Genomic DNA, 17,225 nt, shown 5'->3' with positions numbered 1-17,225 from the left:
AAGACGAAGATTCGGATCTGTCATGCGTACAGCAGGCGGCGACCGGAACGCTCTGTCACCGCCGGTGAACCCTCGGTGAGGTGGTTCCAGCGTGAACCACCCGTCACCCCGCCGCAACTCGCGGCCACGAGCACCGCGCCGGCGCCCCCGGCGGCTCACCCGTCACCCCGCCCCCCGGGCCGCACGAGACGGACGCGGGCCGGAGCTCCCCGTGCCGCGCCCCAGGGACGGCGCGGGACCGGGACGTCAGGCCTGGGCGGCCCTCCCGCCCACCCCGTACGGCCGGGCCTCAGGACTTCCTGCCCGCCGCCCGCCTCAGCGCCGCCAGGAAGCGCCCGGACCGCTCCGCCTCCGCCGCGTCGCCGCCGTCCGTCGCCGCCCGGTCCATCGTCAGCCGGTAGCGCGTGCCGTTCACGGTCGCCACGGCTTCGTCCGACTTCGCGAACCACGGGCGCCCGGCCCGCACCTTCGTGACCGGGGCACTGTCGATCTCGCTGCCATAACTCGTCAGCAGTGCGAGCCGCCCGTCCTCGATCCGTACCTCCCCCGCACGCGTCAGCGAGCGCGGCCACCGCGCGATCCGTACGCCCCTCGCGCTGAACTCGGGCTTCGCCATACCGATCCGCCCCTTTCACCCGGTTGCGGATACCAGTGTGCCGGGCTCCCCGCGACCGCACCAGTACCCCGCCCACAAGTGATCCCTATGGAGCCCCAAAGGCAACGTTTGCCCAGGTGAGAGGGGTATCGTCGGCGTCGGGAGACCCCCGGTGCCACACATGAGGAGTGGGACGGATGAACACCACACGGAACAGCGCGACCCCTGCGCCACCGATGACCGCGGCGGCGGCCACCGACACCTGCACGGCGACGCCCACCATCGACGTCGACCGCAGCGATCCGGCGTACCGAACCTGGCTGAAGGAGGCCGTCCGCAAGGTCCAGGCGGACGCCAACCGCTCCGCCGACACCCACCTCCTGCGTTTCCCGCTCCCCGAACGGTGGGGCATCGACCTCTACCTCAAGGACGAGTCCACCCACCCCACCGGCAGCCTCAAGCACCGCCTCGCCCGCTCGCTGTTCCTGTACGGGCTCTGCAACGGCTGGATCCGGCCCGACCGGCCCGTCATCGAGGCCTCCAGCGGTTCCACCGCCGTCTCGGAGGCGTACTTCGCCAAGCTCGTCGGCGTCCCCTTCATCGCGGTCATGCCCCGCACCACCAGCTCCGAGAAGTGCCGCCTGATCGAGTTCCACGGCGGCAGCTGCCACTTCGTCGACGACTCGCGCACGATGTACGAGGAGGCCGCGGCGCTCGCCGAGCGCACCGGCGGCCACTACATGGACCAGTTCACCTACGCCGAGCGCGCCACGGACTGGCGCGGCAACAACAACATCGCCGAATCCATGTACCAGCAGCTGCGGCTCGAGCGGTACCCGGAGCCGGCGTGGATCGTCGCCACCGCCGGGACCGGCGGCACCTCCGCGACCATCGCGCGCTACGTCCACTACATGCAGCACGACACCCGCATCTGTGTCGCCGACCCGGAGAACTCCTGCTTCTTCGACGGCTGGACCCAGGGCGACCCGCACGCCACCGCCGACCGGGGCTCGCGGATCGAGGGCATCGGCCGGCCGCGCATGGAGCCCAGCTTCGTGCCCGGTGCCATCGACCGGATGATGAAGGTGCCCGACGCGGCCAGCGTCGCCGCCGTCCGCGCCCTGGAGGGCGCCATCGGCCGCAAGGCCGGCGGCTCCACCGGCACGGGCCTGTGGAGCGCGTTCAAGATCGTGGCCGAGATGGTCGCGCAGGGCCGCACCGGCAGCGTCGTGACCCTGATCTGCGACCCCGGCGACCGCTACCTCGACAAGTACTACTCGGACGCCTGGCTGGCCGAGCAGGGGCTCGACATCACCCCGTACGCCGCCGCGATCGAGACCTTCCTCGCGACGGGTGCCTGGCCGACGTGAGTCCCGGAGGTCCCCGGCCCTGACCCGTCCGCGCCCCGGGTCCTTCCGGCGCGCGGGGGAGCACGTCCACGCACCGGTCGCGCATGCGCTCTCTCCGTGCAGTTCGCGGACGCGTCGAGTTCGGCCGGAGGGATCCCGCGCAGCTCCCGCCCGGGAGGCCATGCGGACCGAAGACCACCCCGCACCCGTTGCGCCGTGAGCTGGTGCGCCAGGACACGGGGCCCGACCGGACCTGACGTAGTCACGCCTCCATGGCAGTCCGCCGGCAGGTGGGGGAAGGTGCCGGGCTGGGAACGGGGGTGCCGCAGAACATCCGAGAGTCCGGCGCCTGGAACGGAACTCGCCTCCGCCCCCGACTCCGTCCGGATGGACGGCCGTTGCGTAGTGTCGGGAGACATGAGCACCCGGACCCTGTACCTGTTCAGCTCGGCAGCCCCGCCCGTCTTCGACATCGCGACGGTCATCGAGGACGCGCAGGCGGACGGCTGGGACGTCTGTCTCGGTCTCACGCCCACCGCGGCCCGCTGGCTTTCCGACTCCCTCGACGGGCTCGCCGCCCTGACCGGGCACCCCGTGCGCTGGGACTACCTGATGCCCGGCCTGCCCGACGTCTGGCCGCAGGCGGACGCGATCCTCGTCGCCCCTGCCACCTTCAACACGGTCAACCAGGCGGCTCTGGGGATCACGGACAAGTGGGTCGTCGGGGTCGTGGCGGAGGCCGTCGGGAGGGGGATCCCGATGGCGGTCGTGCCGTGCGTGAGCGCGGCCTTGGTCCAGCATCCGCAGTTCGAGCGGTCGATCGGCACCCTCCGGGGCGCCGGGGTGCACGTGCTGTACGGCCCGGGCGGGTTCGTGCCGCACCGCCCCGGTGAGGGGAACCCGGCCGAGTACCCGTGGCGCGTTGCCCTGGACGCTGTCCGCTCGGCCTGACCCGGGCCATGGCGACGCCGGGGCGGCAGGCGCGGAGCTCCTCGTGGCGGCCCTCAGTACCGGGGTCGCGGTCGCCCTGCGGTGAACGGCCGTACCGCTCGGGCGTGACGACGGGCGAGAGTGGGGCTGCCCGGGGGAGCCGCCGACCACACACGCTCCGCGAGGGCCGCCGCCCACCTGGCCGCCGTCGAGGCGGCCAGGTGGGCGCACCTCACGGAACGGCGGGCGCGACGCCTCGGCAGCCATGACCCGAGCGGGTGGGAAGACGCCGACGCGGACGAAGCCGCCCCCGGCGCCGAACCGGTGGTCAGGAGAAGGCCGCTGCCTCCGTTTCGTCCTCTGCGTCCCGCAGGACGTCTTTGATGTCGGAGTGGGTGGTCTCGGGAAGGGTCAGGAGCCGGCCTCTTCTCCTTCCCCCGTCTCGAATCCGCTCCTGGACTGACCCAGTTCGAGGAACTCGCGCAGCCCCGGCACGGCCGGCCGAAGAGGGCTTCGGCGCCCGCCCGCCGACACGCTGGTGGCGGCGGGTCAACGCGCACGTGCCGGGCGCCGGCGTGCGCTCCCCGCGCGCCCTGCCGAGCGCGTCCGGGACGCCCGGTCCCGCGTCGACGCGGCGCCGGCGCCCCGGACTCAGCCCCGCAGCAGCCCGTCCAGCGCCCTGCCGAACAGCAGCCGCCCCGCCGCCGCCGGCACCGGGGCGAGGAACCGGGGCAGGCCGCGCACGGACAGCTCCTCCGTCCACCCCACCCGGGAGCCGCCGCCCGGCAGCCCGGCGACCTCGATCAGCGCCCAGCCGCGCACCAGCCGGCCGGTCTTCTCCAGCCGGCACACCCCCGGCCGCCCGCCGGCGGGCGGCTCCCAGCGGGTCACCTCCATCGGGTCGTCGAAGGCCAACCGCCCGATCCCCGTCCGCGCGGTGAAACGCGTCCCCACCCGGTTCGCGCCGGTCGTCAGCACGCTCGTCCGGGTCAGCGGCACCCGGCGGCCGTGCTCCGGCCAGTCCGTGAGGCGCCGCCAGACCTCCTCCGGCGGCAGGGGCACGGCCCGCCCGATCCGGAACGGGGTCACGCCTGTTCCTCGCCGGCCACGACCAGTCCCGGTACGTGCTCCAGGACCTCCGCCCGGAGGTCCGCCCCAAGCCCGCGGTCGGTGACCCAGGTGTCGACCTCGTCCAGACCGGCGAAGGAACTCAGGCCGACCGTCCCCCACTTGGTGTGATCGGCGACCACCACCACCCGGCGGGCCGAGCGCATCAGACACCGGTTCGTCTCCGCCTCGGCCAGGTTCGGCGTGGACAGCCCCGCCTCCGCCGAGAGGCCGTGCGCGCCCAGGAACAGCAGGTCGAAGTGGAGGGACCGGATCGCCCGGTCCGCCACCGGACCGACCAGCGCGTCCGACGGCGTCCGCACGCCACCGGTCAGGACGACCGTCGGCGCCCCGCGCCGGACCTCGCCGCCGCTCCCGGCCGGCCCCGTCTCGTGGAACACGTCGGCGACCCGCACCGAGTTTGTCACCACCGTCAGATCGGGTACGTCCACCAGATGACGCGCGAGGGCGTACGTGGTCGTCCCGCCGGACAGCGCGACGGCCGAGCCGGGCGCCACGAGCGCCGCCGCGGCGCGGGCGATCTCGTCCTTGGCGCTCGGTTCCAGGACCGACTTGGCCTCGAAGCCCGGCTCGTGCGTGCTCGCCTCGACGACCGGCACGGCGCCGCCGTGCACCTTGGCCACCATGCCCTGCCGGGCCAGGACGTCCAGGTCCCGGCGGATCGTCATGTCCGAGACGCTCAGCCGGCGGGTCAGCTCGTTGACCCGCACGCCGCCTCGCCGCCGTACCTCGTCGAGGATCAGGGCGCGCCGCTGCTCCGCGAGGAGGTTCTGGTTGTCAGTCACCGCCGGGGCCGGTCCTTCCGCAGGAGACAAGGGGATGGGCGTCGGATCCGGTGAGAGGCGTGCGCGCGGGCACGGCACTCCGCGATCCTGTTCCCGACGTCGCATCCTCCCATCCACGAGAGGAAGTCCCTCAGTGTCCCCTGCCACACCAGCCCCGGACAGCGGGGGCGCGGCGCTCGAACTCCTCGTGCACGGAGTCGGCGGAGCCACCCCCCAGGACATGCTCGACGACCCCAGGACCGTGCGGGTGACCGGCGACCGGACCGCCGCCGTGTACCGGCGCGCCGAGGACCGGGACGCGGAGCTGCGCCCGGAGCGGTACGCGGCCGGGCCCGTACCGGAGGCGTACTGCTGGTCCAACCTCACCTCCGGCGACGGCGCCCGGGCGTTATGGCTGCTGCTCCTGCCGTTCATGGTGGTCAACCTGGCGCACTGGATGCGCCCGCCCGCCCGGGGCCGCCGGCCCGGTCTCGTCCGGCTCTACGGGGTCCTCGTCCGGCTCGTCGCCCTCACCCTCACCGTCCTGCTCACCGCCGCGGCCTGCGAGGTCGCGCTCGATCTGACGGCCTGGCAGTGCGCGGGCGCCGCCACCTGCGCCGACGCCCACTCCTGGCTGGGATTCCTCTCCGTGGAGCGGGGCGGCTGGTGGTCGCAGCCGGGCCGCCGGCTCGCCGCGGCCGCCCTGCTGCCCACCGCCCTCGTCGGCCTGCTCTGGTACCTCTCGCACCGCACGTGGAGCGCCTACGAGGCCCAGCGCCCGCCCACCGGCCACGACGAGCCGGCCCCGGCCCCCGTCCCCGAAACGCCGTCCCCGGGTACGGACCCGGCATCGCACAGGGGCCCGGAGCCGCGGCCCCCGCTCGGACGCCCCGGGTTCTGGTACGGGCGGCGCATCGTCGCCCGGCTCCGTGCCGCGCACACCGCCGCGGGTTTCCTCACGGTCACCGCCGCCCTCCTCGCGGCGCCCGGCCGTCACGACACGGGCGCGCGAGCGGCCCTCGGCGTCGCCCTCCAGGCGGCCCTGGCCGTGCTGGCGGTGGTCGTCGTCCGGGTCGTCTGCCGCCGGGGCCGCAGCGAACACCGCCTCGACCTGCGCCTGGAGCGGGCCCTCGTCACCTGGCTCCCCGGCGCCTCGCTGGCCCTGCTGGTGCTCGCCGCCCTGTACTCCGCCTGGTCCCGCCCAGGCAGCGTCTCCTCCGGCACCCTGCCCGGCGACGCCTTCTTCGGCTCCCTCACCCTGGCGCAGGGCGGCCTGGTCGTCGCCCTCGGCGTGGTCGCCCTCCTGCTGCGCCGGCCGCCCCGGAAGGGCCTCCCGCGCACGGGCGCCCCGGACCCCGGCACCGCAGGGGTCCGGTCCAGGACCGTGCTCGGCGGGCTCGGCGGGCCCGCCGTCGCGATGCTCGCCTGCGCGCTCGGCGGGGTGATGTCCGGCGGGGTCGCCCAGCGCGTCGCCGACTGGCTCGACGGGCCGGCCACCCCCGGCATGGGCGAGGGCCCGCTGATCGGCCCGCCGGTGCTGCTCAGCTGGCAGGCCTCGGTCATCCCCGTCCTGCTCCTGCTGCTCGCCGTGCCGGCCGCGGTCCTCGCCGTCCGCACCGCGTGCGCCGCCCGGCGGCTGCGGGCCGTCGTGGAGGAGGACTACGCCGCCGAGCGCGGGGACGAGCGGCCGGACCCGGTCCGTACGGCGCGGATCGCCGTCTGCCGGGCCCGCGCCTCGCTCACGGACGCGGCGCCGGTGCTCGTCGGCGTCGTCTCCGCCACCGCCCTGCTCCTCGGGGCCGCGTCGGTGGCCGGGGCCTGGGCCAGCGGCAACGTGCCCGGCCGCGCCTTCGACGGCGCGCACCCCGCCGTCGCCTCCCTCGCCTCCGCCACCCAGGCCCTGGGGTCCTGGATGGTCGGCTTCGGCTTCCTCCTCTTCGTCACCTGGGGCCGCCGGGCCTACCGGGACCTCTCGGCCCGCCGCACGATCGGCATCCTGTGGGACGTCGGCACCTTCTGGCCGCGCGCCGCCCATCCCTTCGCCCCGCCCTGCTACGCCGAGCGGGCCGTGCCCGACCTCACCTGGCGGATGAGCTCCTGGACCCGGCGCACCGGCGGCAGGCTCGTCATCTCCGGCCACTCCCAGGGCAGCGTCCTCGCGGCGGCCGCCGTCTGGCAACTGCCGCCCACGACCCGGGGCCGGGTGGCGCTCCTCACCTACGGCTCGCCCCTGGAACGGCTGTACGGACGCTGGTTCCCCGCCTACTTCGGACCCGAGGCACTGCGCGGACTGCACCGCACCGTCGACTGCTGGCACAACCTCTACCGGGCCACCGATCCCATCGGCGGGCCCGTCCTGGTCCCCGCCGAGGACGGCAGACCCGCCGTCGACGCGCCCGTCCTCCTCGATCCGGTGGCGTACGGACGCACCCACGAGTACCCGCTGCCGGAACCGATCCTGGGCCACTCCGACTACCAGGCCGATCCCGCCTTCGCCGAGCGGCGCACCGCCCTGCTCGACCGGCTGCTGCCGGGCGTCCCCCGGCAGCGCGACCCCGCCGAGCGCGCGGACCACTCCGGCCGTCCTCCCGGCCACCCCCGGGCGCAGCCGCCCGACCAGCCCCAACCGCCGCGGTGACCCGGCCGGTCCCGGACCTCAGGGCAGATCGGGCAGGTCCTCCGGATACAGCAGCGTCAGGTCGTCCGTGTTCGCCTCGGTGAGCGCGGCGACCCGGCCCGCGTGCCGCTCCACCATCGACTCGAAGGTCTGGCGGGCCGTGCGCCCGTTGCCGAACGCCGGGCCCTTCGGCAGCTTGGCGAAGTACGTCAGGAGCGCCTCGTCCGTCCCCGGCGCGAGCCGGTACTCGTGCTCGTCCGCCTGCTGCCCCACGATCCGCAGCAGCTCCTCGGGCTCGTAGTCGCCGAAGGTGATGGTCCGGGAGAAACGCGAGGCCACCCCCGGGTTGACGGTGAGGAACCGCTCCATCTCCGCCGTGTAGCCGGCGACGATCACCACGACCGCGTCCCGGTGGTCCTCCATCAGCTTCACCAGCGTGTCGATCGCCTCGCGCCCGAAATCGCGCCCCGAGTCCTCCGGGGACAGCGCGTACGCCTCGTCCACGAACAGCACCCCGCCGCGCGCCCGGTCGAACGCCTCCTGCGTACGGATCGCCGTCGAGCCGATGTGTTCGCCGACCAGGTCCACCCGGGAGACCTCCACCAGGTGCCCCCGCTCCAGGACGCCGAGGGAGGCCAGGATCTCGCCGTAGAGGCGCGCCACCGTGGTCTTGCCCGTGCCGGGGTTGCCGGTGAAGACCAGATGGCGGCGGACCGAGGCGGCCTTCAGCCCCGCCTCCTGGCGCCGCCGCCCCACCTCGATCATGTTGATGAGCGTCCGGACCTCGTGCTTGACGCTCTCCAGGCCCACCAGCGCGTCCAGTTCGCCGAGGACGTCCTTCGAGGGGCGCGGTTCCGCCACCGGGGCGGCGGCCGGTTCCGCCGCCGGAGCGGTGGTACGCGGGCCGGGCACCGTACCGAGCAGCCCGGCCTGCGCCGGAGCACCCGTCAGGACCGCTCCGCCCGTCGCGGTCGCCCGGCCGGTCCCGACCGGCCCGCCGTCCGGCGCGGAGGAGCGGACCGCGCTCTCGTCTCCGGTGCACTCCTCCGCGACCACGCCCTCCTCCGGGAACTCGTAACCACCGCGCGCGCACCGCTCCGTACGGCAGCGGCGCAGCGTGGTGCGGCAGCCGTCCGTCACGTGGAAGCCGTAGCCGCCGCTGCCCGTGACCCGGCAGGCGACGAAGGAACCACGGCCCTCCGCCGACACGTAGAAACCGGCCTCGGCCGGGTTCGTCACCACGCACCGCTCGATCGTCGGGTCGGCGCCCTTGGTGACGATGACCCCGGTCTGCACGGCGTCGATCGCGCAGCCGTTCAAGGTGCCGCCGCTGCCGTGGTCGCGGAACCAGGCGCCGGTGGACGCCTCCCGGATCCGGCAGTCGTCGAGCTGCGCGGTCGCCCCGTCGCTGACGGACACCGCCGTGTTCCGCACCTGCGACAGATCGCTGTCGACCACGTCCACGCGCGAGCCCCGGTCGAGCACGAAGAGCGCGTCCGGTACGTCGTGGACGCGGCAGGCGTCGAGCACGGCGGTGGCCCCGTCGCTTACCCAGACCGCCGGGTAGTCGCCCGTGCTGTCGTGGATCTCGCACTGGTTGGCGTCCACCCGGGTGCCCGGGTCCCACACGGACAGGCCGTTGCGGCCGAAGCGGCGCACGGTCGACCGGGTGAGGGTGAGGACCGACCGGGACCGCAGGTCGACCGCGTTCTCGGGCACGTCGTGGATGTCGCAGTCGGAGAGGGTCAGCACGGCGTCGGTGTCCAGGGTGATGCCGTCCGCCGTCGTGCGGTGGACCGAGGAGTCGGTGAGGTGCGCGGTGGCGCGGGCCGCGATCCGCAGGCCGGCGCCCTTGATCTCGTACACCTCGCAGCCCACGCCCTCCAGGCCGCTGCCCTCGCCGGTGACGGCGATCCCGGCGCCGGAGGCGTGGTGCACCCGGCAGCGTTCGAGGCGCGGATGCGCCCCGCCGTGCACCGAGACCCCTGCCTGGCCGGCGGAGACCACCTCGCACTCCTCGAAGACGCCGCCCGCCCCGTCCACCACGGCGATGCCGACGCCGGCCGGGTTGTCGACCGTGCAGCGTCGCACCGTCGGCCGGGCGCTGCCCCGTACCTCGATCCCGGCGGCGGAACGGGTCGTGATACGCAGGTCCAGGAGTTCGGGCGTGCCGTCCTCCACGAGCACCGCCGGCGCCGCCATGTCCTGTCCCTCGATGTGCAGGTCCTGGAGGGTCACGGAGGCGCGTACCGTCACCGGCACCCCGTCCGGCGGGGCGATCCGCACCGGACCGGCGCCGCCGTCGGCGCCGCGCAGGGTGACCGCCCGTCGCACCACCAGGTTCTCCCGGTACGTGCCGGGCGCGACGGTGAGGACGTCGCCGTCCCCCGCGGCCTCCAGGGCCGCGGCGAGGGAGGGGTACTCGCCCGTGCGGCGCCGCCACCGCGACGTGCCGGTGTGCGTCACCTGGACCGTGCCCTGTGCCATGGGTGTGCCCTGCCCCCGCCTCGTGACTCGTCGCTGAACCGGTGCCCACCGTAGCGCGCCGGGCGCCGGGGGGTTGACGGGTCGTCGGGGCCCACCCCCACGGGTGGCGCGGGGCATGCACGGGAGGGCGCCCGGGCGGCCCCGGAGCATGGGCGCCCCGGCACGCGGTCCGCCCTGGAGCGCGGCCAGGCCCGGCGCGCGGGCTCCGGTCGTCCGCCGGTTCCTCGTGCGCGCCGGGCCCGGAGGCTCCGGATCAGCTGCCCGTGCCCGTACGCCCCCAGTCGGGACCGGCCTCGGCCCACGCCCGGTCCAGCTTCGCGAACCGCAGCCGCGTCAGGCCCCGTACGACCGTCCGCCGGGCCACCTCCACCGCCAGACCGGCGAGGACGGCGGCCATCAGCCCGCCGATGACGGCGTGGGCGCGGGCGGTGTCCGCCCGCATCGGGGGCGCGACGGGGGCGCCCCGCCGGTCGGTCCAGATCGGCAGGACGTCACCGGGAGCGGTGGAGCCCCGGACGGTGGTCACCGTGCCGGTACGTTCCGAGCCGTCGGGCGCGGTCCAGCGCGCCACCACCGGCCGGCGCGCCCGCTGCTCGCTGGAGCCGTCCCCGGAACCGGGCCCGTGCGCGGGCCGGTCGGCGGGCCGCACCACGCGGGCCGTCGTCGGCAGCCGCTGCTCCCGCTGGGCACGCAGCGTGCGGTCGAGGGAGGCCTGCGCGGAGGAGCCGGCGGCCCAGCCGGCCAGCGGTACGGCGACGCACAGGAGGACGAGCGCCACCAGGGCGGTCCACGCCTCGATCAGATCGGTGGTCCGGCGCAGGGGGTTGTGCCGCCAGCGCCAGAGTCCGGTGGCCGCGCGCACCTCGGGACCCCCTCGTTCTCGGCCGCTCCTCCTCACGAGTGTGCCTCCGGGGCCGTCTCCGCGCCCGCCGGACGCGAGGGAAACCGGGTGAGGGTGCTGTGCAGGCCGCGTCCGGGTCAGCCGAGGACCGTCACCGGGTCGCCGACGCGGATCGTGCCGGTGGTGTCCGGGATCAGGTTCTGGCCGAAGACCAGCCGGCCGTCGAACCTGCGGTGGCGGGCGAGGGTCCGCAGGGGCTCCTTGCCGCGGGCGGCGGTGGCCTGGTCGGTGGTGGTGACGACGCACCGCCCGCAGGGCTTGGCGACGCGGAAGGCGACCTCCCCGACGGCGATCCGGGTCCAGCCGTCCTCCGCCCACGGGTCCGTGCCCTCCACGACCAGGTTCGGCCGGAAGCGGTCCATGGGCAGCGGGCCCTCGTCGGCGTGGTCGCCCCGGGCGAGGAGGGAGTTGAGGGCGTCGAGGGAGGCGGTGGTGGTGACGAGCAGCGGGTAGCCGTCGGCGAGGCTCACGGTCTCGCCGGGCCGCGCGTACCCGGGCTCGATCGGCCGCCGGTGCTCGGGCGCGTCCAGGTGCACCAGGCGGACGCGGTCCTTCAGGTAGTCGGAGAACCAGGCGTCGGCGGCGGCGCCGGCCGGTACGGCTTCCACGGCCGTGTCGAAGATGTCCACCGTCACGGTCGACCGGGGCGCCGGCACGCCCACCGCCAGCGCTGCGCGGCCGGGCGCGGACAGCACGATCCCGCCGTCCGGCCCCTGTTCGGCCGTGGCCAGCGCCATGCGGGCGTGCCGGCGCTGCGTCACGACCTTGCCGTCACCGTCCACGACGGCCCACCGCCGGTCGCCCGCGAGGCCCCAGGGCTGCACCTCGGCCTCGTCGCGCGCCAGGGCGCGCAGCGCCTTCACCGGGTGGACGTGGAGCGAGCGGACAGCGGGATGCGACATGCGCCCATCCTGCCAGCCGTCCCCTCAGCACCGCGGGCCGACGGGCGAAAAGGCGTACGAAGCGCGGCCGGGGCGGTTGGGGCCGCGAGGGACGGCGGGCGGTGACGGGCCGCGAGGCGCGGGCGCGTCCGGCACCCGCCGGACGCGCCCGGGTGTGCGCCCTGTCAGTAACCCCCGCCGTGATAGGGGCGGTTGTACGGGTCCTGGTACGGCGCGGGGGCCGGTGCGGGGACCTGGGCCGGGACGGGGCGCGGCGCCGCGGGGCGCATCGCCTCGTACCCCGCGGGGACCGGCCGGGGCGGCTGGGGGGCCTGGCCACCGGGGTAGCCGCGCGGGGGAGCCGACTGCTGCGGGATGTACGGCGCGGGCGCGTGCTGCAGCGGCACGGGGGCCATCTGCGGTGCCATCTGAGGCTGCGGGTAGCCGTAGCCGCCACCGCCGTAGGCGGGAGCGGGCTGCGGGGCCGGGGGAAGGGCCGGCAGCGCGGAGGAGAGCGCCGGCAGGTGGGACCCGCTTCCGGAGAAGCTGTTTCCGGCGAAGCCGCTGCCGGAGTCGTAGGCGGCGGGCACTCGGATCGGGGCGATCTGAGGCGTGCCCCGCTCCGCGACGAGGGAGTCGTAGATCGGGGTGTCCGGGAAGGACGGCGCGGTGTGGTAACCGCCTCCATAAGAGGAGCGGGGGGAGGTCATGGCCATAAGTTAAGCCCACGATGTGCCGGTTGGGGAGCCTGGTTTGGCGGTTATTTGACGGGCTTCTCGCGCGCCCGGATCCCCAATCCGAGCGAACGTGACAAAAACGGGCGGCCGGCTGTCCCAAGATCGCGTAAACGCCGAGTTGGGAGGGGGTTACCGGCGGGTCGGCCGACGGTGTGTCACCCTGGTGTGCCCGGCATGAAGAACGCATAAAGAATTGGTCCCGGCGGAAATGCGGCCCGGGCGCGGCGTTGAAATGATCATGGGCATGCTCGAAGACAATCACCCGCGCGCGGGCGCGTGCGTACGCGCCGAAAGGGCCGCACTACTCACCGTGGCGGAAAGCGTATTCTCCGGCATAGGTCCGCCCCTTCCACGCCGCCCCCAGGCCCCGGTGGTGCCGCACCGCCGAGTCCACCGTCATCAGCAGGTAGAGCAGGGCGGTGAACGGAAGCAGCGGAGCACGCCACGCCGACAGCCCGTAGTGGCGGAGCATCGGCACGTACGTCCCCGCCATCACCGCCCACGACGCCGCGCCCGCCACCGCCGTCACCCCGTCACCGGCGGCGAGACCCGTCACCGACGCGACCGGCGGCACCAGATACACCAGCGCCAGCCCGGCCACCGTCCCCACGAGCAGCGGCGGACGGTGCCGAAGCTGCGCGTACGCGCTCCGCGCCACCATCCGCCACAGGTCCGCGAGCCCCGGATACGGGCGGACGCTCTCCACCCCGTCCGCGAGCCCCAGCCAGATCCGGCCCCCGGCCCGGCGCACGGCCCGCGCCAGCGACACGTCGTCGATCACCGCCCGCCGGATCACGTCCGGCACCCCCGCCGCCACCGCCCTCTCCGTCCGCAGCAGCACACAGCCCCCCGCCGCGGCCGTGGCCAGCGGCCGTTCCCGGTTGATCCAGCGGAACGGGTAGAGCTGGGCGAAGAAGTAGACGAACGCCGGCACGACCAGCCGCTCCCAGCCGCTCGTCACCCGCAGCTTCGCCATCTGCGACACGAGGTCGAGGTCGTTGCCCGTGGCGGCCGCCACCAGCCGCCGCAGACTGTCGGGCCGGTGCGCGATGTCCGCGTCCGTCAGGAGCAGGAACTCCGGTCCCCGCGCGCGGGCCCGCGCCATCCCGTGCCGCAGCGCCCACAGCTTGCCCGTCCACCCGGCCTCCGGCTCGCCCGGCGACACCACCGTCAGCGGCAGACCCCCGTGCCGGACGGACAGCTCCGCAGCCAGCCGTCCCGTCCCGTCCGTGCTCCCGTCGTCCACCAGGAAGACCTCCGCCTCGCCGGGATAGTCCTGCCCGAGCAGTGAGGGCAGGCTCCGGGGGAGCACGGCCGCCTCGTCCCGCGCCGGCACCACCACCGCCACCCGGGGCCACCGCTCCGGGGCCGCGCCCTCCGGAGGCAGCCGCTGGTCCGTCCGCCAGAAGAACCCCCGGCCCAGCAGCAGCCAGACCCAGACGGCGAGCGACGACAGCGCGAACCAGGCAAAGATGCTCATTCGCCGCAGTCTGCACCAGATCGATGGCCGCGTAGGGCCCATCGGCTAGGGTGACCGGGTGAAGATCGCGCTCATGGACTCCGGAATCGGCCTGCTCCCGGCGGCGGCCGCGGTGCGCAGGCTGCGGCCGGACGCCGCGCTGCTCCTCTCCAACGATCCCGACGGCATGCCGTGGGGCCCGCGCACTCCCGAAGACCTCACCGCCCGCGCCCTCGACGTCGCCCGCGCCGCCGCCGCGCACCGCCCGGACGCCCTCATCGTCGCCTGCAACACCGCCACGGTCCACGCCCTGCCCGCCCTGCGCGCCGAGCTGGAACCCCGCATCCCGGTCATCGGCACCGTCCCCGCGATCAAGCCCGCCGCGGCCGGCGGCGGCAAGGTCGCCATCTGGGCCACCCCCGCCACCACCGGCAGCGCCTACCAGCGCGGGCTGATCCGCGACTTCGCCGACGGCGCCGAGGTCACCGAGGTGCCCTGCCCCGGGCTCGCGGACGCCGTCGAACACGCCGACGCCGAGGCGGTCGACCGGGCCGTCGCCGCCGCGGCCGCCCTCACCCCGCCGGACATCCGGGCCCTCGTCCTCGGCTGCACCCACTACGAGCTGGTCGAGGACCGCATCCTCGCCGCCCTCACCCCGCGCCGCACCGGGGGCCTGCCGCCGATCGTCTTCCACGGCTCGGCCGGCGCCGTCGCCGCCCAGGCACTGCGCCGGATCGGTGCCGCGCCCGAACCCGGCGCCCCCGCCGACGGCACCCTCTCCGTCCTCCTCAGCGGACGCCCCGGCGACCTGCCCGCCACCGCCCTCACCTACCCCGAGGGGCGGCTCCTCGCCTCCAAGGCGGCAGCGCACTCCTCCTGACCGCCGCTCGCGCCCCGCCGCGCCGTACGGCCCTGCCCTGCGTACGCTGCCCCCATGACGGAGCACACCGGACACAGCCGCGCCGGCGGCGACGCCCCGGGCCGCCGGGTCCCGGCACGCGGGGCGGGCGCCGGCGGTGACGACGGGCGCCCGCCCCCCGTCTGGACCGGCCGGGCCACCAACCGTTTCCAGTGGATCGCGGCCCTCGCCGGCGCCGCCTGCATGGCCCTCGGCATCACCCTGGCCGTCGAGTCGCCCTGGACCTCCGGCGTCGCCGCGCTCCTGATGGCGGTGATCGGCTGCGTCGCCGCCGGTCTGCTCGTCCTGTTCGGCACCCTCGCCTTCGTCCACGTCGCCGTGAAGGTCGACCACCGGGCCATGGAGGTGCGCTGCGGCCACATCGGCCTCCCGCGCCGCCGCATCCTCCTCTCCCACGTCGTCGGCGCCGAGTTCGCCCCGCGCGTCACCCCGCGCCAGTGGGGCGGCTGGGGCTACCGGTGGCGCCCGGAGATGGGTACCGCCGTGGTCGTCCGACGGGGCGAGGGACTCGTCCTGCGCCTCGGCGACGGCCGTACCTTCACGGTCACCGTCGACGACGCCGAATCGGCGGTCCGTGTCATCCGCGGCCACCTCCGCCCCCCTTCGGCCCCTCCGCCCCCGCCCGTCACCCCGACGGGCGCCTGAGCCGGGACGGACCGGCCGCCCGGCCCGTACGGGAGCGGCGTCACCCACGCCGGCCGTGTCGACAGGCACGCCCCGTACACTCCGCAAGGTGAGCACCACCATCACCACCACCCCCGCGTCCGCAGCCGACAGCAGCCCGTCCGCGCCGGTCTCCCGGTGGCGGTGGTTCCTGCGGCCCGGGGCGGCTTCGCTGTCCGGCTTCCTGCTCTACCTGAGCTTCCCGCCGCGCACCCTGTGGTGGCTCGCGGTGCCCGCCTTCGCCCTGCTCGGCTGGACCCTGCGCGGGCGGCGCCTGCGCGCCGGGTTCGGTCTCGGCCAGCTCGCCGGCCTCGGCTTCCTGCTGCCCCTCCTCGTCTGGACGGGCGAGGAGGTGGGCCCGGTGCCGTGGCTGGCGCTCGCCGCCGTCGAGGCCCTGTTCGTCGCCGCCGCCGGGCTCGGCATCGCGGCCGTCTCCCGGCTCCCGTGGTGGCCGGTCTTCGCCGCAGGCGTCTGGATCCTCGCCGAGGCGGCCCGCGCGCGGGTGCCCTTCGGAGGCTTCCCCTGGGGCAAGATCGCCTTCGGCCAGGCCGACGGCCTCTTCCTCCCGCTCGCCGCCGTCGGCGGCACTCCGGTGCTCGGCTTCGCCGTCGCCCTCTGCGGCTTCGGCCTGTACGAGACGGCCCGCCTGCTCCACGCCCGCCGGAAGCCCGCGGCGCCCGGCGGTGACGACCCGGCCGCCGACGGGAGCCCGGACGCCACGAGCGGCGCCCGCCCCCGCGCCGGCGCGCGCGGACCGCTCGCCGCCGCCGCGCTCGCCGTCCTCCTCCCCGTCACCGGTGCGGTCGCCGCCCTGCCCCTCGTCGACGACGCGGCCGAGGACGGCACCGCCACCGTCGCCGCCGTCCAGGGCAACGTGCCCCGGCTCGGCCTCGACTTCAACGCCCAGCGCCGCGCCGTCCTCGACAACCACGCCGCCCGCACCCACGAACTCGCCCAGGCCGTACGGGAGGGCCGGAAGCCGCGGCCCGACTTCGTGCTGTGGCCCGAGAACTCCTCCGACATCGACCCGTACGCGAACCCCGACGCCGCCGCCGTCATCGACGGCGCCGCCCGCGCGATCGGCGCCCCCACCGTCGTCGGGGCCGTCGTCGCCCCCGAGACCGGCAAGCTCCGCAACACCCTCATCCAGTGGGACCCCCGGCGCGGCCCCGTCGCCACGTACGACAAGAGGCACGTCCAGCCCTTCGGCGAGTACATCCCGATGCGGTCCTTCGTCCGGATCTTCAACAGCGACGTCGACCGCGTACGCCGCGACTTCGGCCCCGGCGACAAGGTCGGCGTCTTCGACCTCGCCGGCACCCGGGTCGGTCTCGCGACCTGCTACGAGGCGGCCTTCGACTGGGCCGTGCGCGACACGGTGACCCACGGCGCGCAGCTGATCACCGTCCCCAGCAACAACGCGACCTTCGGGCGCAGCGAGATGACGTACCAGCAGCTCGCCATGTCGCGGGTGCGGGCCGTGGAACACAGCCGGTCCGTGGTCGTCCCGGTGACCAGCGGGGTCAGTGCGGTCATCCGGCCCGACGGCGATATCGTGGCCCGCACGGCCATGTTCACCCCCGACGTCCTGGTCGAGAAGGTGCCGCTGCGTTCCTCCCTGACCCCCGCCACCCGCCTCGGAACCCTGCCCGAGGCCCTGCTCGCGGCCGTCGCGGCGGCCGGCCTCGGCTGGGCCACGGCGCGCGGCCTCCGGTCCCGCGGCCGGCGCACCGCCGCCTGACGACCGCCGTGCGGACGCTCCGGGTGGGACTCCGACCGAGACCTTGCGCGAGGC

The 17,225-nt window shown here is 75.4% G+C and carries 14 protein-coding genes; 6 read left to right on the top strand and 8 right to left on the bottom strand.

The annotated features are described in order from the left end of the window. Positions 1-289: 289 nt before the first annotated feature. A complete protein-coding gene (locus tag ABTY40_RS05855; RefSeq protein ID WP_345284514.1) occupies positions 290-616 on the bottom strand; it encodes a hypothetical protein in 327 nt (108 codons plus the stop codon). A gap of 215 nt (positions 617-831) precedes the next feature. Between ABTY40_RS05855 and cds1 the strand changes: the two genes are divergently transcribed. Beyond that, a complete protein-coding gene (gene cds1 / locus ABTY40_RS05850; RefSeq protein WP_352058547.1) occupies positions 832-1,965 on the top strand; it encodes an L-cysteine desulfhydrase Cds1 in 1,134 nt (377 codons plus the stop codon). Positions 1,966-2,361: 396 nt separating this feature from the next. Then, positions 2,362-2,895, top strand: a complete 534-nt coding sequence (locus ABTY40_RS05845) for a flavoprotein (protein WP_352058359.1) — start codon at positions 2,362-2,364, stop codon at positions 2,893-2,895. Positions 2,896-3,525: 630 nt separating this feature from the next. Here the strand turns inward: ABTY40_RS05845 and ABTY40_RS05840 are convergent. Continuing rightward, a complete protein-coding gene (locus ABTY40_RS05840; protein WP_352058358.1) occupies positions 3,526-3,963 on the bottom strand; it encodes an SRPBCC family protein in 438 nt (145 codons plus the stop codon). Then, complete coding sequence (locus ABTY40_RS05835; protein WP_352058357.1) at positions 3,960-4,787, bottom strand: DeoR/GlpR family DNA-binding transcription regulator; 828 nt, start codon at positions 4,785-4,787, stop codon at positions 3,960-3,962. Before ABTY40_RS05835 ends, ABTY40_RS05840 begins: the two co-directional genes overlap by 4 nt. A 133-nt stretch (positions 4,788-4,920) precedes the next feature. Here ABTY40_RS05835 and ABTY40_RS05830 point away from each other — a divergent pair, with 133 nt between their 5' ends. Next, on the top strand, positions 4,921-7,404 hold the full coding sequence (locus ABTY40_RS05830; RefSeq protein WP_352058356.1) for a hypothetical protein: 2,484 nt from the start codon (positions 4,921-4,923) through the stop codon (positions 7,402-7,404). A gap of 18 nt (positions 7,405-7,422) precedes the next feature. On the opposite strand, the gene ABTY40_RS05825 is transcribed toward ABTY40_RS05830, so the two are convergent. The 5 genes from ABTY40_RS05825 to ABTY40_RS05805 form a co-directional block, all read right to left on the bottom strand. Beyond that, on the bottom strand, positions 7,423-9,870 hold the full coding sequence (locus ABTY40_RS05825) for a right-handed parallel beta-helix repeat-containing protein (RefSeq protein ID WP_352058355.1): 2,448 nt from the start codon (positions 9,868-9,870) through the stop codon (positions 7,423-7,425). A gap of 253 nt (positions 9,871-10,123) precedes the next feature. After that, positions 10,124-10,732: an Rv1733c family protein gene (locus ABTY40_RS05820; RefSeq protein WP_352058354.1), complete on the bottom strand. Its 609-nt coding sequence runs from the start codon at positions 10,730-10,732 to the stop codon at positions 10,124-10,126. Between the two features lie 116 nt (positions 10,733-10,848). Then, the gene (locus ABTY40_RS05815; protein WP_352058353.1) at positions 10,849-11,673 is read right to left on the bottom strand and encodes an MOSC domain-containing protein; all 825 of its coding nucleotides are present in this window, start codon (positions 11,671-11,673) and stop codon (positions 10,849-10,851) included. 164 nt (positions 11,674-11,837) lie between these two features. Further along, on the bottom strand, positions 11,838-12,362 hold the full coding sequence (locus ABTY40_RS05810; RefSeq protein WP_352058352.1) for a DUF6643 family protein: 525 nt from the start codon (positions 12,360-12,362) through the stop codon (positions 11,838-11,840). Positions 12,363-12,690: 328 nt separating this feature from the next. Further along, positions 12,691-13,869, bottom strand: coding sequence for a glycosyltransferase (locus ABTY40_RS05805; protein ID WP_352058351.1), 1,179 nt, complete (start codon positions 13,867-13,869; stop codon positions 12,691-12,693). A 58-nt stretch (positions 13,870-13,927) separates the two neighbouring features. Here ABTY40_RS05805 and ABTY40_RS05800 point away from each other — a divergent pair, with 58 nt between their 5' ends. The 3 genes from ABTY40_RS05800 (at position 13,928) to lnt (ending at position 17,171) form a co-directional block, all read left to right on the top strand. Next, positions 13,928-14,728: a glutamate racemase gene (locus ABTY40_RS05800; protein WP_345284490.1), complete on the top strand. Its 801-nt coding sequence runs from the start codon at positions 13,928-13,930 to the stop codon at positions 14,726-14,728. A 54-nt stretch (positions 14,729-14,782) separates the two neighbouring features. Next, positions 14,783-15,412, top strand: coding sequence for a hypothetical protein (locus tag ABTY40_RS05795; protein ID WP_352058350.1), 630 nt, complete (start codon positions 14,783-14,785; stop codon positions 15,410-15,412). Between the two features lie 88 nt (positions 15,413-15,500). Continuing rightward, entirely contained in the window at positions 15,501-17,171 is a 1,671-nt protein-coding gene (lnt, locus tag ABTY40_RS05790; protein ID WP_352058349.1) for an apolipoprotein N-acyltransferase, read from the top strand. The last annotated feature ends 54 nt before the right edge of the window (positions 17,172-17,225 follow it).

It is taken from the genome of Streptomyces sp. NPDC126503, from assembly GCF_040302405.1.
Taxonomy (GTDB): domain Bacteria; phylum Actinomycetota; class Actinomycetes; order Streptomycetales; family Streptomycetaceae; genus Streptomyces; species Streptomyces gulbargensis.
This window is presented reverse-complemented; position numbering and strand designations above follow the sequence as displayed.

Bases quoted from the DNA above. Each gene is read 5' to 3' on its own strand.
- ABTY40_RS05855 (WP_345284514.1), bottom strand. From the start codon at position 616: ATGGCGAAGCCCGAGTTCAGCGCGAGGGGCGTACGGATCGCGCGGTGG.
- cds1 (WP_352058547.1), top strand. From the start codon at position 832: ATGACCGCGGCGGCGGCCACCGACACCTGCACGGCGACGCCCACCATC.
- ABTY40_RS05845 (WP_352058359.1), top strand. From the start codon at position 2,362: ATGAGCACCCGGACCCTGTACCTGTTCAGCTCGGCAGCCCCGCCCGTC.
- ABTY40_RS05825 (WP_352058355.1), bottom strand. From the start codon at position 9,870: ATGGCACAGGGCACGGTCCAGGTGACGCACACCGGCACGTCGCGGTGG.
- ABTY40_RS05815 (WP_352058353.1), bottom strand. From the start codon at position 11,673: ATGTCGCATCCCGCTGTCCGCTCGCTCCACGTCCACCCGGTGAAGGCG.
- ABTY40_RS05810 (WP_352058352.1), bottom strand. From the start codon at position 12,362: ATGACCTCCCCCCGCTCCTCTTATGGAGGCGGTTACCACACCGCGCCG.
- ABTY40_RS05805 (WP_352058351.1), bottom strand. From the start codon at position 13,869: ATGAGCATCTTTGCCTGGTTCGCGCTGTCGTCGCTCGCCGTCTGGGTC.
- ABTY40_RS05795 (WP_352058350.1), top strand. From the start codon at position 14,783: ATGACGGAGCACACCGGACACAGCCGCGCCGGCGGCGACGCCCCGGGC.